At 67.1% G+C, this 13799-nt stretch carries 15 protein-coding genes; all 15 read left to right on the plus strand.

All coding sequences use genetic code 11. The annotated features are described in order from the left end of the window. Positions 1-37 precede the first annotated feature (37 nt). The 15 genes from prmC (at position 38) to murA (ending at position 13484) form a co-directional block, all read left to right on the plus strand. The gene (gene prmC, locus RJ05_RS05450; RefSeq protein WP_036533794.1) at positions 38-910 is read left to right on the plus strand and encodes a peptide chain release factor N(5)-glutamine methyltransferase; all 873 of its coding nucleotides are present in this window, start codon (positions 38-40) and stop codon (positions 908-910) included. 127 nt (positions 911-1037) lie between these two features. After that, positions 1038-1703: an L-threonylcarbamoyladenylate synthase gene (locus tag RJ05_RS05455; RefSeq protein WP_036533832.1), complete on the plus strand. Its 666-nt coding sequence runs from the start codon at positions 1038-1040 to the stop codon at positions 1701-1703. 36 nt (positions 1704-1739) lie between these two features. Continuing rightward, complete coding sequence (locus RJ05_RS05460; RefSeq protein WP_036533796.1) at positions 1740-2939, plus strand: MraY family glycosyltransferase; 1200 nt, start codon at positions 1740-1742, stop codon at positions 2937-2939. A gap of 33 nt (positions 2940-2972) precedes the next feature. Then, the gene (locus tag RJ05_RS05465; RefSeq protein WP_081597180.1) at positions 2973-3437 is read left to right on the plus strand and encodes a Cg1360 family ATP-synthase-associated protein; all 465 of its coding nucleotides are present in this window, start codon (positions 2973-2975) and stop codon (positions 3435-3437) included. 238 nt (positions 3438-3675) lie between these two features. Then, a complete protein-coding gene (atpB, locus tag RJ05_RS05470; protein ID WP_081597181.1) occupies positions 3676-4524 on the plus strand; it encodes a F0F1 ATP synthase subunit A in 849 nt (282 codons plus the stop codon). A 76-nt stretch (positions 4525-4600) separates the two neighbouring features. Further along, positions 4601-4846: an ATP synthase F0 subunit C gene (locus tag RJ05_RS05475; protein ID WP_011207590.1), complete on the plus strand. Its 246-nt coding sequence runs from the start codon at positions 4601-4603 to the stop codon at positions 4844-4846. 5 nt (positions 4847-4851) lie between these two features. Next, on the plus strand, positions 4852-5412 hold the full coding sequence (locus RJ05_RS05480) for a F0F1 ATP synthase subunit B (protein WP_036533801.1): 561 nt from the start codon (positions 4852-4854) through the stop codon (positions 5410-5412). Between the two features lie 19 nt (positions 5413-5431). After that, positions 5432-6241: a F0F1 ATP synthase subunit delta gene (locus tag RJ05_RS05485; RefSeq protein ID WP_036533804.1), complete on the plus strand. Its 810-nt coding sequence runs from the start codon at positions 5432-5434 to the stop codon at positions 6239-6241. A gap of 51 nt (positions 6242-6292) precedes the next feature. Further along, entirely contained in the window at positions 6293-7933 is a 1641-nt protein-coding gene (gene atpA, locus RJ05_RS05490) for a F0F1 ATP synthase subunit alpha (protein ID WP_036533806.1), read from the plus strand. Between the two features lie 58 nt (positions 7934-7991). Next, positions 7992-8963 (plus strand): F0F1 ATP synthase subunit gamma, encoded by a 972-nt coding sequence (locus RJ05_RS05495; RefSeq protein WP_036533809.1) that lies wholly within the window; start codon positions 7992-7994, stop codon positions 8961-8963. A 25-nt stretch (positions 8964-8988) separates the two neighbouring features. Further along, a complete protein-coding gene (atpD, locus tag RJ05_RS05500; RefSeq protein ID WP_036533812.1) occupies positions 8989-10437 on the plus strand; it encodes a F0F1 ATP synthase subunit beta in 1449 nt (482 codons plus the stop codon). A 6-nt stretch (positions 10438-10443) separates the two neighbouring features. Continuing rightward, positions 10444-10821, plus strand: a complete 378-nt coding sequence (locus RJ05_RS05505) for a F0F1 ATP synthase subunit epsilon (RefSeq protein ID WP_036533814.1) — start codon at positions 10444-10446, stop codon at positions 10819-10821. A gap of 246 nt (positions 10822-11067) precedes the next feature. Next, on the plus strand, positions 11068-11490 hold the full coding sequence (locus RJ05_RS05510) for a DUF2550 domain-containing protein (protein WP_036533836.1): 423 nt from the start codon (positions 11068-11070) through the stop codon (positions 11488-11490). Between the two features lie 43 nt (positions 11491-11533). Continuing rightward, on the plus strand, positions 11534-12127 hold the full coding sequence (locus RJ05_RS05515) for a cob(I)yrinic acid a,c-diamide adenosyltransferase (protein ID WP_036533817.1): 594 nt from the start codon (positions 11534-11536) through the stop codon (positions 12125-12127). Positions 12128-12224: 97 nt separating this feature from the next. Then, positions 12225-13484 carry a UDP-N-acetylglucosamine 1-carboxyvinyltransferase gene (gene murA / locus RJ05_RS05520; RefSeq protein ID WP_036533819.1) on the plus strand — a complete coding sequence of 420 codons (1260 nt, stop codon included), beginning with the start codon at positions 12225-12227 and terminating at the stop codon, positions 13482-13484. Positions 13485-13799 lie beyond the last annotated feature (315 nt).

Raw genomic sequence — 13799 nt, forward strand, 5'->3', positions numbered from 1 at the left:
TGCGCGCCATGGCCCGTCATCGGGCAGAGTCGACGTCATGACCCGCACAGCGTTGCGGCCCGCGCTCGCCGAGGCCGTTGAAAAACTGCGGGCCGCGGGAGTTGCGAGCCCGCGGGCCGACGCCGAGCAGCTCGCCGCGCATGTACTCGGTGTGCCGCGATCACGGCTGCTGCTCGCGCCGCTGCTCACCCCCGAGCAGCTTGCCGAACTGCGCGGTCTGGTCGAGCGGCGGTCGCAGCGAATCCCGTTGCAGTACTTGATCGGCCACGCGGCCATGGGCCGGATCGACCTCGAGGTCGGCCCGGGGGTCTTCATTCCGCGCCCGGAGACCGAGCTGGTTTTCGCCTGGGCGCTGGCTCACCTGGAGGCCGTGCGTCACGATCACGTGCCCATCGTGGTCGACCTGTGTACCGGTTCGGGTGCGCTGGCCCTGGCCATCGCGCACGCCCGGCCCGACGCCGAGGTGCACGCGGTCGAGATCGATCCGGCCGCCCTGAAATGGGCCAGGCACAACGCCGACCTGCGGATCGCGGCCGGTGATACCCCGATCACCCTCTACGCCGACGACGCCACCGACCCCGCGCTGCTCACCCAGCTGAATGGCCGGGCAGACATCGTGGTGTCCAATCCGCCCTACATCCCGGTCGGCGCCGAACTCGACCCGGAGGTCGCCGACCACGACCCGCACCGGGCGCTGTTCGGCGGCGTCGACGGCCTGGACGTCATCCGCGGGCTGGTACCCACCATCGCGCGTCTGCTGCGCCCCGGCGGCGGCACAGCCATCGAACACGACGATTCCAACGGCTCCGCGCTGGCGGCCCTGCTCGCCGAGACCGGTGCGTTCACCGAGATCGCCGAGCATCCCGATCTCGCGGGCAAGCCGCGCTTCGTGGCAGCGGTGCGCAGCTGAACCCGGTGCCCGCGAGCCGGGGTTTGCCGCGCGGCGTCGCGTCCTGGTTTGCCCGTGGCGCGTGGCGGATTCGCGTTCCACCCGGGGGCCGACGGCGCCGCTACGCCCGCGTGACAGGATGGGTCCCGTGAGTACCGTCTACGACTGCGCGGATCCCGACTCGCGCGCCGCCGGACTGTCCGCCGCGACCAGCGCCCTGAAATCCGGGCGGCTCGTCGTCATGCCCACCGACACGCTCTACGGCATAGCCGCGGACGCGTTCGACAGCCAGGCGGTGGCCGAGCTGCTCGCCGCCAAGCGGCGCGGGCGCGATATGCCGGTACCGGTGCTCGTCGGTTCCTGGCACACCATCGACGGGCTGGTGTTCTCGGTGCGTCCGCAGGCCAGAGACCTGATCCAGGCGTTCTGGCCCGGCGGGCTGAGTCTGGTTGTGCAGCAGGCACCTTCGCTGGCCTGGGACCTCGGCGACACCAGGGGCACGGTGATGCTGCGAATGCCGCTGCATCCGGTCGCGCTGGACTTGCTGCGTGCCGTCGGCCCGCTGGCGGTGTCGAGCGCCAACGTCTCCGGGCAGCCGCCCGCCACCACCGCCGCCGAAGCCCGCGCCCAGCTGGGCGAGCATGTCGGGGTGTACCTCGACGGAGGTCCCGCCGAGCACGCGATCGCCTCGACCATCGTCGATCTGACCGCCGATCAGCCGCGCATCCTGCGCGAGGGCGCGGTCTCGGTCGCCGATATCGCCGAGGTGCTCGGAATGGCGCCCGAGGCGCTGTCCGGGCCCGCTGCCCGGTGACCGAATGGCCGATCGGATGAGCGGGCGGTATCGCGAGTGATCGCGGTGCACGCATTGGGAAGTTCCGGTGCCGTCGTCCCGCTGCGTGAGCTGCTGCTCGTGCTGCTGGTGTCCACCGTGGTGACCTTTCTCGCCACCGGCGGGATTCGGGTACTCGCCATCGGTTTCGGCGCCGTCGCGGTGCCGCGCGAACGCGACGTGCACGTCAAGCCGATCCCGCGGATGGGTGGGGTCGGCATGTATCTGGGTGTGGTGGCGGCCGTGCTGTTCGCCCACCAGCTGCCCGCACTGCGCCGCGGCTTCGACTACCGGCCCGATATCGCCGCGGTGCTGGTCGCGGCGACGATCATCGTCGCGGTCGGCATCGTCGACGACCGCTGGGGGCTGGACGCGCTCACCAAATTCGCCGGTCAGGTCACCGCCGCGGGCGTGATGGCGGTGATGGGGCTGAGCTGGTATGTCATCTACAACCCGTTCAACAACGAGACCGTGGTGCTGGACGGGCTGCAGAGCGCGCTGGTGACGGTCGCGGTCGCGGTGACGCTGATCAACGCGATGAACTTCGTCGACGGTCTCGACGGCCTGGCCGCGGGCCTCGGCCTGATCTCCTCGATCGCGGTGTTCGCGTTCTCGGTGGGGCTGCTCACCGAACAGGGCGGCTCGGTCGACACCTACCCGCCCGCGATGCTCGCCGCCGCGCTGGCCGGCGCGTGCCTCGGCTTCCTGCCGCACAATTTCTCGCCGGCCCGGATCTTCATGGGCGATTCCGGCTCGATGCTGATCGGGCTGGTGCTGGCTGCGGTGTCGACCAGCGCGTCGGGGCGCATCCCGCTGACGGGCTACGGCCCGCGGGACATCGTCGGTCTGCTCTCGCCGCTGCTGCTGGTCGGCGCGGTGATGTTCATTCCGGTGCTGGACCTGCTGCTGGCCATCGTGCGCCGGGTGCGGGCCGGGGTCAGCTTCTCCACCCCGGACAAGATGCACCTGCATCACCGGCTGCTCCAGATCGGTCATTCGCAGCGGCGTGTGGTGCTGCTCATCTATTTGTGGGTCGGTGTGCTGGCCTTCGGTGCGGTCGGCACCTCGCTGATGGACCGGCGCGTGGTGGTGCTGCTGATGGCGGGCGGATTGGTATTCGCCCTGGTCGCGACGGCGGTTCCGGGTCTTCGCCGCGAGCGCGCGGCCGCCGCCGAACATGCCGAGCAGCCCGGCGAGCCGCCCGAGGCCGCCGGATGAGGGCATCGGCGCAGGACAACCGGCACGGGTAGAGTGCGGCTCGTGAGTTCGACACCGTACACAGACCCCGGCCCCGACGCTCCGCTGCGCGCCGCGCTGCGCTACGGCCTGGTCGGGCTGGTCGTGCTGACCGTGCTCGCGGTGGCGATCGCCGGTGCGGTCTCCGGCGTCTCCGGCGTCTGGGGTGCGCTGCTCGGCGCGGCCATCGGCGGTGGCTTCATCCTGACCACCGCGGCGGTGGTGCTCTTCGGCGCGAAACTGCCGCCGACCACGGCCGGACTGGTGATGCTCGTCAGCTGGGCGGGCAAGTTGCTGGTGGCCATGGTGGTTATCGCGATCTTGAATCAATTCGATTTCTACGACCGCGTCGCGCTGTTCCTCACCGTCATCGGAGCGCTGGTCATCGTGCTCGGCGCGGAGACGTATGGCGTTCTGCGGCAGAAGGTTCCGTACGTGACGGTGCCCGATCGCGAGGTCGGTCCAGGTACCGATCGGTAACAAATCGCACCCAGCTACACGCTGTCGTAGATAACTTGGTAAAGTCTTGGTAAGCAAGCGACCATCGGGGGGATCACCACGATCCCGTCAGGTGCCGCTATGCTACTGCCGTGCCGGGCTATGTTCCGGTTCTGCATGTCGACGATGTCGCCGACACACGTACAGACGCCCGAGCGGGAATGCCGCGCAGCTGCTGACGAACTTCGAGCCGACCTGAGTCGACCCACATTGATCGTCAATGTCCGATCGAACCGCGGGAACGACCGAACCCGCGGCCCGAACACGGGAGAGAACGCTGAGCGTCACCACTTTGGCCGCGGAATTTCACGCGCCATCGCTAACCGACTTTTTCCCTCCGGCGGTGCTGTTCGAGGGAACGCCGTTCGAACTCGATCGCTTGATGCTCATTCGCATCCTGATGTCGGCGGTCCTGATCGGCCTCATGGTGCTGGCCTTCCGTTCGCCCCGCATCGTTCCGCGCGGGCTGCAGAACGTCGCCGAGATCGGCCTGGTCTTCGTCAAAGAGCAGATCTGCGAAGAGGTCCTCGGCAAGGAAACCGGGCGCAAGTATTTCCCGCTGATCGCGACGATCTTCTTCACGGTTCTTTTCCTGAATTTCTCCAGCATCGTCCCGTTCTTGAATATCTCCTCGAACGCGCGGATCGGTATGCCGCTGGTGCTGGCCGTCATCGCCTACATCGCGTTCAACTACGTCGGTATCAAGAAGTACGGCTTCTTCAAGTACATGCGTAGCAGCATCGTGGTGCCGAACGTGCCGCCCGCGCTGCACGTACTGCTGATTCCGATCGAATTCGTCTCGACCTTCATCCTGCGTCCGTTCACGCTGACCGTCCGACTCATGGCCAACATGCTGGCCGGTCACATCATGCTGGTGCTGTTCTTCAGCTCCACCTGGTTCTTCCTGTTCGACGCCACCAACTGGATGAAGGTGTTCTCGCCGTTCTCGCTGCTGGCGGGAATCGGGTTCACGATGTTCGAGATGTTGGTCATCTTCCTGCAGGCCTACGTGTTTGCACTGCTGACCGCCGTGTACATCGGCCTGGCCGAGCACGCAGATTCCCACTGACCGCACTAACAAATCACTGGAGACCTGCTACACCACGCCGACCGGCGGGTGAGCAACAGAAAGGGAAAGAAGACTCATGAGCCTCTCGTACCTGGCCCAGGAAGCTGCCAACGAGTCGACGCTGAAGGGCCTCGGCGCCGTCGGCTACGGCCTGGCCGCCATCGGCCCGGGCATCGGCGTCGGCATCGTCGTCGGTAAGGCGATCGAGGGTATCGCCCGCCAGCCCGAGCTGCAGGGCACCATCCGCACCAACATGTTCCTCGGTATCGCGTTCACCGAGGCGCTGGCCCTGATCGGCCTCGTCGCCGGCTTCATCTTCTGATTCCGATGTACACGATTTCTGTACTCGCAGCGGAGGGCGGAGAGGATGTGAATCCTCTCATCCCCGAAACGTACGACATCGTCTGGTCGATCGTCTGCGTCGCGGTCATCGCCGTACTGTTCTACAAGTACGTCGTCCCGCGTCTGACGAAGGTGCTCGAAGAGCGCACCGACAAGATCGAAGGCGGTATCGCCAAGGCCGAGGCCGCGCAGGAAGAGGCTCAGCAGACGCTGCAGCAGTACCAGCAGCAGCTGGCCGACGCCCGCCTCGAAGCCGCACGCATCCGTGAGGACGCGCGCACCCAGGGCCAGCAGATCCTCGCGCAGATGCGCACGGAGGCCCAGGCCGAGAGCGACCGGATCGTGGCCGCCGGCCACGCCCAGCTGGAAGCCCAGCGCCAGCAGATCCTGACCGAACTGCGCTCCGAGGTCGGCCGTACCGCGGTCGATCTGGCCGAGAAGGTCATCGGGCAGTCGGTCTCGGACGAGGCCAAGCAGGCGGCGTCGATCGAGAAGTTCCTCAGCGAACTCGACGACACCGACGCCGGCATCGGGGTCGGAAGGTAGCGACGCGAAAGTGAGAAGCATGTACGCAGCGAGCCGCGAGGCCAGCTCCCGTTCGCGGGAAGCGCTTCGGGCCGCTCTGACCGGAAGCGACAGTGTTGCCGCGACGACGGGTTCGGAACTGTTCGCCGTCGTCGCCGTGCTGGACGACCAGCGTTCGCTGCGTGTTGCGCTCGCGGACGTGTCGGTGCCCGGTTCGGCTCGCGCCGAACTGAGCGAGCGGGTCTTCGGCGGAAAGGTCAGCGTCGCCACCCAAGCGGTGCTGACCACCGCGGTGGCCCAGGACTGGTCCCGCACCGCCGACCTGGTCGACACTCTGGAGTTGCTCGGCCAGGAGGCGCTGCTGGAGTCGGCCGCCGACAGCGGCCGGCTCGACGCGGTCGAGGACGAGCTGTTCCGGCTCGGCCGGATCATCGCCGACAACCCCGACCTGGAGCAGGCCCTGTCGGATCGCGCGAAGCCGGAATCGGCGCGGCGTGAACTGATCACCCGCCTGCTGACCGGCAAGGCCGAGCCCATCACCGTCACGCTCGCCGAGCAGGCGGTGACCAGGCAGCAGATCGGCCTCGGCGCGGCCTTCGACGAGCTGTCCGACCTGGCAGCGTCGCGACGCGACCAGATCGTCGCGCACGTGCGGGCCGCGATCGCCCTGACGGCGCAGCAGAAGGAGCGGCTGGCCGCCTCCCTGCAGCGCATCTATGGCAAGCCGGTCACGGTGCACGTGCAGGTCGACGCGAGTCTGCTGAGCGGGCTCGTCGTGCGCGTCGGTGACGACGTGATCGACGGCAGCGCCGTGGGCCGACTGGAGCGGCTGCGCCGCGAACTGGCGTAACCCGCCACCCAACCCCGACATTCGAGACCAGACAGCGAGAGCAGGAAGAACATGGCGGAGCTGACGATCTCCTCCGACGAGATCCGTAGCGCGATCGAGAGCTACACCCAGAGCTACACCCCCGAGACCTCCATCGAAGAAGTCGGTGTGGTCACCGATACCAGTGACGGCATCGCGCACGTCTCCGGCCTGCCCTCGGCAATGGCCAACGAGCTGCTCGAGTTCCCGGGCGGCGTGCTCGGCGTGGCGCTGAACCTCGAGGACCGCGAGATCGGTGCGGTCATCCTCGGCGAGTTCGCCGAGATCGAAGAGGGCCAGCAGGTCCGCCGCACCGGCGACGTGCTCTCGGTCCCGGTCGGCGACAAGTTCCTCGGCCGCGTGGTCAACCCGCTCGGTCAGCCGATCGACGGCCTGGGCGAGATCGAGGCCGAAGACCGCCGTGTGCTCGAGCTGCAGGCCGCGACCGTGCTGGAGCGCCAGCCGGTCGAGGAGCCGATGGCCACCGGCATCACCGCCATCGACGCCCTGACCGCGATCGGCCGTGGCCAGCGTCAGCTGGTCATCGGTGACCGCAAGACCGGCAAGACCGCGGTCTGCATCGACGCGATCCTGAACCAGAAGGCCAACTGGGAGTCCGGCGACCCCAAGAAGCAGATGCGTTGCATCTACGTCGCCATCGGCCAGAAGGGCTCCACCATCGCCGGCGTGAAGGCCGCGCTGGAGGAGCACGGCGCGATGGAGTACACCACCATCGTCGCGGCCCCGGCCTCCGACTCCGCCGGCTTCAAGTGGCTGGCCCCCTACACCGGTTCGGCCATCGGCCAGCACTGGATGTACCAGGGCAAGCACGTGCTGATCGTGTTCGACGACCTGACCAAGCAGGCCGAGGCCTACCGCGCCATCTCGCTGCTGCTCCGTCGCCCGCCGGGCCGCGAGGCGTACCCCGGTGACGTCTTCTACCTGCACTCGCGTCTGCTCGAGCGTTGCGCCAAGCTGTCCGACGAGATGGGCGCGGGCTCGATGACCGGTCTGCCGATCATCGAGACCAAGGCCAACGACGTCTCGGCGTTCATCCCGACCAACGTCATCTCCATCACCGACGGCCAGGTCTTCCTCGAGTCCGACCTGTTCAACAAGGGTGTCCGCCCGGCGATCAACGTCGGTACCTCGGTCTCCCGTGTCGGCGGCGCCGCCCAGACCAAGGCCATGAAGAAGGTCGCCGGTTCGCTGCGTCTGGAAATGGCCCAGTACCGCGAGCTGGAGGCGTTCTCCGCCTTCGCCTCGGATCTGGATGCCGCCTCGCTGGCCCAGCTCGAGCGTGGTGCCCGCTGGGTCGAGCTGCTCAAGCAGGACCAGTACTCCCCGGTCGCGGTCGAAGACCAGATCGTCTCGATCTACCTGGTCGACGCCGGCTACTACGACTCGGTTCCGGTCGCCGACATCCGTCGCTTCAACAACGAACTGCTCGAGGACCTGCACCGCAGCGTGCCCGAGGCCTTCGCCGCGCTCGAGGGTGGCGCCAAGCCGCTCGACGGTGAGGCGGCCGAGCAGATCAAGACGGCCACCGACAAGTTCAAGCAGGGCTTCCTCGCCTCCGACGGCAGCCGCGTCGTGAACGAGGCCGCCGCCGGCGAACTGGACCACGAAGAGGTCGAGTCGCTGTCGGTCACGCGCAAGCACGTCGAGAAGTAAGTCGGGCGACGACCAATGCGTTATTCGATTCTTCTGGCGAATGAAGGGAGTGTGAACCGTGGCAAGCTTGCGTGAATTGCGCTCCCGCATTCGTGGTGTGAATTCGATCAAGAAGATCACCAAGGCCCAAGAGCTGATCGCGACCTCGCGAATCTCCAAGGCCCAGGCCAGGGTCGCGGCCGCGAAGCCGTACGCGGAGGAAATCACCAAGGTCCTCGGCGAGCTGGCGAGCGCGTCGAAGAACCTGTCGCATCCGCTGCTGACCGAGCGGGCCAACCCGCGCCGCGCCGCCGTGCTGGTGATCACCAGTGACAGCGGCATGTGCGGTGGTTACAACTCCAACGTGCTCAAGCGCGCCGAGGAACTGATGACCACCCTGCGCGGCGAGGGCAAGGAGCCGGTGCTGTACGTGATGGGCAACAAGGGCCTCACGTACTACACCTTCCGCAACCGTCCGCTCGTTGCGTCGTGGACCGGGTTCTCGCAGCAGCCGAAGTACACCGATGCTTCGGCGGCCTGCCGCCACCTGGTCGACGCCTTCATGGCGGGCGCCGACGGCGAGGTGCCGCATCCCAACGGGACCGGCGACATCGCGGGCGTCGACGAACTGCACATCGTGTACACGCGTTTCGTGTCGATGTTGACCCAGACCCCTGAGGTGCGTCGTCTGGCGCCGATCCAGGTGAGCTTTGTCGACGAGAACTTCGACATGGGCGAGGACTCGTTCAGCGATTCGGCCACGGCCGACCCGCAGGCGCAGTACGAATTCGAGCCCGACGCCGATGTGCTGCTGGCGGCCCTGCTGCCGAAGTACGTCAATACGCGTATCTACGCGTCGTTGCTCGAGGCAGCGGCATCCGAGTCCGCGGCTCGGCGCACCGCAATGAAGGCGGCCACTGATAACGCCAACGAATTGGCCAGCGTGCTGCAGCGCGAAGCCAACTCGGTGCGTCAGGCCCAGATCACGCAGGAAATCAGCGAAATCGTCGGCGGCGTGAACGCGCTGGCGTCGAGCTCGGACCGCGACTAAAAGCGCAGGAAGAGAACTTATCCAAATGACCGCAGCTGTCACACAAGACAACTCGAGCCGGACCGGCGCTGCTGCAGGCCGCGTCATCCGGGTCATCGGCCCCGTCGTGGACGTCGAGTTCCCGCGTGGTGCCATCCCCGAGCTGTTCAACGCTCTGCACGCCGAGATCACCCTGGCCTCGGTGGCCAAGACCCTGACCCTCGAGGTCGCCCAGCACCTCGGTGACAACATCGTGCGCACCATCTCGATGCAGCCCACCGACGGCCTGGTCCGCGGCGCTTCCGTCACCGACACCGGCAAGCCGATCTCGGTGCCGGTCGGCGACGTCGTCAAGGGCCACGTCTTCAACGCCCTCGGTGACTGCCTCGACAGCCCCGGCCTCGGCCGCGACGGCGAGAACTGGGGCATCCACCGTAAGCCGCCGAGCTTCGACCAGCTCGAGGGCAAGACCGAGATCCTGGAGACCGGCGTCAAGGTCCTCGACCTGCTGACCCCGTACGTCAAGGGCGGCAAGATCGGTCTGTTCGGTGGTGCCGGTGTCGGTAAGACCGTTCTGATCCAGGAGATGATCACCCGTATCGCGCGTGAGTTCTCCGGTACGTCGGTGTTCGCCGGCGTCGGTGAGCGCACCCGTGAGGGCACCGACCTCCGCCTGGAAATGGAAGAGATGGGCGTCCTCCAGGACACCGCCCTCGTCTTCGGCCAGATGGACGAGCCGCCGGGCACCCGTATGCGCGTGGCCCTCTCGGCCCTGACCATGGCCGAGTACTTCCGCGACGTGCAGCACCAGGACGTGCTGCTGTTCATCGACAACATCTTCCGGTTCACCCAGGCCGGTTCCGAGGTCTCGACCCTGCTGGGTCGTATGCCTTCCGCCGTGGGTTACCAGCCGACGCTGGCCGACGAGATGGGTGAGCTGCAGGAGCGCATCACCTCGACCCGTGGTCGCTCGATCACCTCGCTGCAGGCGATCTACGTCCCCGCCGACGACTACACCGACCCGGCGCCGGCGACCACCTTCGCCCACCTGGATGCGACGACCGAGCTTTCCCGCCCGATCTCGCAGAAGGGCATCTACCCGGCCGTCGACCCGCTGACCTCGACCTCTCGTATCCTCGAGGCCTCGATCGTCGGCGAGCGGCACTTCGCCGTGGCCAACGAGGTCAAGCGCATCCTGCAGAAGTACAAGGAACTGCAGGACATCATCGCCATCCTCGGCATGGACGAGCTCTCCGAAGAGGACAAGGTCCTCGTCGGCCGCGCCCGTCGCCTGGAGAAGTTCCTCGGCCAGAACTTCATCGTCGCCGAGAAGTTCACCGGTCAGCCCGGTTCGGTGGTTCCGCTGGAGCAGACCATCGACGACTTCGACCGCGTGTGCAAGGGCGAGTTCGACCACTACCCGGAGCAGGCGTTCAACTCCTGCGGTGGTCTCGACGACGTCGAGGCGGCCGCCAAGAAGATCGCCGGAAAGTAGTCACCGATGGCCGATATGTCAGTTGATCTCGTCGCCGTCGAACGGCTGCTCTGGTCCGGCCGGGCGTCGTTCGTCAGCGCGCAGACCACCGAAGGCCAGATCGGCATCATGGCAGGCCATGAGCCGCTGCTCGGCCAGCTGGTCGAAGGCGGCACGGTGACCATCGTCGATACCGACGGTCAGCGCATCGTCGCGGCGGTGCACGGCGGGTTCTTCTCGGTCACCGGCGACTCGGTCCGGGTGCTGGCCGAGTCCGCCGAGTTCGCCGGCGAGGTCGATGTCGAGGCGGCCCGCCGGGTGCTCGCCGAAGGTACTGCCTCCGAGGAAGACAAGCGGGTGGCGCAGGGCCGGGTCCGCGCGGTCGAGCAGGACGCGCACGCCTGAGCTCCGGACGCGTGAGCGTCCAAGCGGCACAACACAATCGAATATCACACTGCCGGTGGCGATCTCGCCGCCGGCAGTGTTGTTTCGGTAGCCGCGATCACCGAGCGGGCGCCGCGGCCGGTATGTTCGCGGACAAGCCCGCCCCATTTGTAAACTCGAGTCCGTGATTGAATGACCGGGTTCGGTCGACGGGGTGGGATTCGATCGATCCGGCGAACGAAGGGATGGACGGCATTGCACACCGGGATGGTTCTGCTGATCATTCTGGTATGTCTGCTGGTCGCCCTCGCCCTGGCTTCCACCTATCGCCTGGTGATGTTGCGCCGCGGCGGTACTGCCGCGATTCTGCGGGTGCTCCCGGCGCGCGGCGGTGAACGCTGGCGGCACGGACTGATCCGGTACGACGAGGACCGGCTCGTGTTCTTCAAGCTCTCCAGCCTCAAACTCGGCCCGGATTCGGTGATCCACCGTCGCGGCATCGAGGTGGGGGAGCGACGTGGCCCACGTGGCGACGAATACGACATCATGACCGACGAGATCGCGGTGATCGCGGTATCGGATGCCCAGGGCAGCTTCGAGTTGGCGTTGGATCGCGGCTCGCTGGCTGCCTTTTTGTCATGGGTGGAGTCGCGGCCCTCCGATCGCGCGCGCCGGATGCGCGGGCACTGACAGCGACCGCCGGCCTCGACGGGGCAGCGTTTAAGGTGGTCGTGTGAGTGTGCACCTGACCCGGATCTATACCCGGACCGGGGACGACGGGACCACCGGGCTGAGCGATTTCTCCCGCGTGGCCAAAACCGATCCGCGGTTGATCGCCTACGCCGACTGCGATGAGGCCAATGCCGCGATCGGCGTCGCCCTCGCGGTGGGTGATCCGTCCCCGCGGATCGGTGCGGTGTTGCGTCAGGTGCAGAACGATCTGTTCGACGCGGGCGCGGATCTGTCGACGCCGATCGTCGAGGCGCCGAAATATCCGCCGCTGCGCATCACCCAGCCCTACATCGACCGGCTCGAATCCTGGTGCGACGAGTTCAACGAAGGGCTTGCCCCGCTCAACTCGTTCATCCTCCCGGGCGGCACGCCGTTGGCCGCCCATCTGCACGTGGCCCGCACTGTGGTCCGGCGCGCCGAGCGCTCGGCCTGGGCGGCGGTCGAAGCGCACCCCGACGACACCGGTACGCTGCCCGCTCGGTACCTGAATCGGCTGTCGGACCTGTTGTTCATCCTCGGCCGAGTGGCCAATCCCGGTGGCGATGTGCTGTGGCGGCCCGGTGGGGCCGCCGAGTCCGCGGACCGCGACGACTAGCTCGACGACCAGTTCACTGCCTCGGTGTCCGATCGCCGGGAGCCGTTAGAGCATTATCCTTGCACTCAGTGGTGCGCCGAAGACGCGGAGAGGCGGCATGGAACGTTTTCTGGTAACTGGCGGCAATCGGCTCGTCGGTGAGGTCGCGGTCGGGGGCGCCAAGAACAGCGTCCTCAAGTTGATGGCCGCGGCCCTGCTGGCCGAGGGCACCACAACCATCACCAACTGCCCCGACATCCTCGACGTTCCGCTGATGGCGGATGTGCTGCGCGGCCTCGGCTGCGATGTGACGATCGAGGGGCCGGTCGTCACCATCGACACGCCGGCCGAACCGAAGTACCACGCCGACTTCCCCGCGGTGACCCAGTTCCGCGCCTCGGTCTGTGTGCTCGGACCGCTGATGGCCAGGTGCAAACGCGCGGTGGTTGCGCTGCCCGGCGGTGATGCCATCGGCTCCCGCCCGCTGGATATGCACCAGGCCGGCCTGCGTCTGCTGGGTGCCACCAGCGAGATCGAGCACGGCTGCGTCGTGGCAAGGGCCGACGAGCTGCAGGGCGCCCGGATCCGGCTCGACTTCCCGTCGGTCGGCGCGACCGAGAACATCCTAATGGCGGCGGTGCTGGCGGAGGGGGAGACCGTCATCGACAACGCCGCCCGTGAACCCGACATCGTCGACCTGTGCAACATGCTGGTGCAGATGGGCGCGCGGATCACCGGCGCGGGCACCTCGGTGCTGACCATCGAAGGCGTCGAGCGGCTCTCGCCCACCACCCACCGGGTGATCGGCGATCGCATCGTCGCGGCCACCTGGGGCATCGCCGCCGCGATGACCATGGGCGATGTGCGCGTCACCGGCGTCAACCCGAAGCATCTGTCGCTGGTGCTGGACAAGCTGCGTTCGGCGGGTGCGCGGATCTCCTTCGAGCCCGACGGCTTCCGGGTGGTGCAACCCGAGCGCCCGCGTGCGGTGAATTTCTCGACCTTGCCGTTCCCCGGATTCCCCACCGACCTGCAGCCCATGGCGATCGGTCTCGCGGCCATCTCCGACGGCACCTCGATGATCACCGAGAACATCTTCGAAGCGCGATTCCGCTTCGTGGAGGAGATGATCCGCCTGGGCGCCGATGCGCGCACCGACGGTCATCACGCAGTGGTCCGGGGCATCCCGCGGTTGTCGAGCGCACCGGTGTGGTCCTCCGATATCCGCGCGGGCGCCGGGCTGGTGCTGGCCGGCCTGGTCGCCGACGGCACGACCGAAGTGCACGACGTGTTCCACATCGACCGCGGCTACCCGAACTTCGTCGAGCAGCTGCAGGCGCTCGGCGGCCAGGTCCAGCGGGTCGGCGTCACCGAATGACCGGCCCCGATGGCAGGTCGGGCAAGGGATGCGCGGAGACGATGATCGAAACCTCGCTGAAAACCCTTTCTGACCAGGCGATTTGACATTGCAAATGTAGCAACGTAACTTTATCCAAGTCAGAGCGACACGGACACCGACCCGGGGCCCAGGAGCTGAGCGGAAACGCTGAGTGTGAGGCCAGGGAAACGAGGTAGGACGAGGAGCGCCTGACGATCACACTAGCTGGACCGAGTGCCCCGGATTTGATTCGGGTGAGCGGTCGAGCTAAGCTGTAAAAGTTGCCTCACGGAAGCCCCAGCAAGATTCTGGTGC

Source organism: Nocardia cyriacigeorgica NBRC 100375, from assembly GCF_000308555.1.
GTDB classification, from domain to species: Bacteria; Actinomycetota; Actinomycetes; order Mycobacteriales; family Mycobacteriaceae; genus Nocardia; species Nocardia cyriacigeorgica.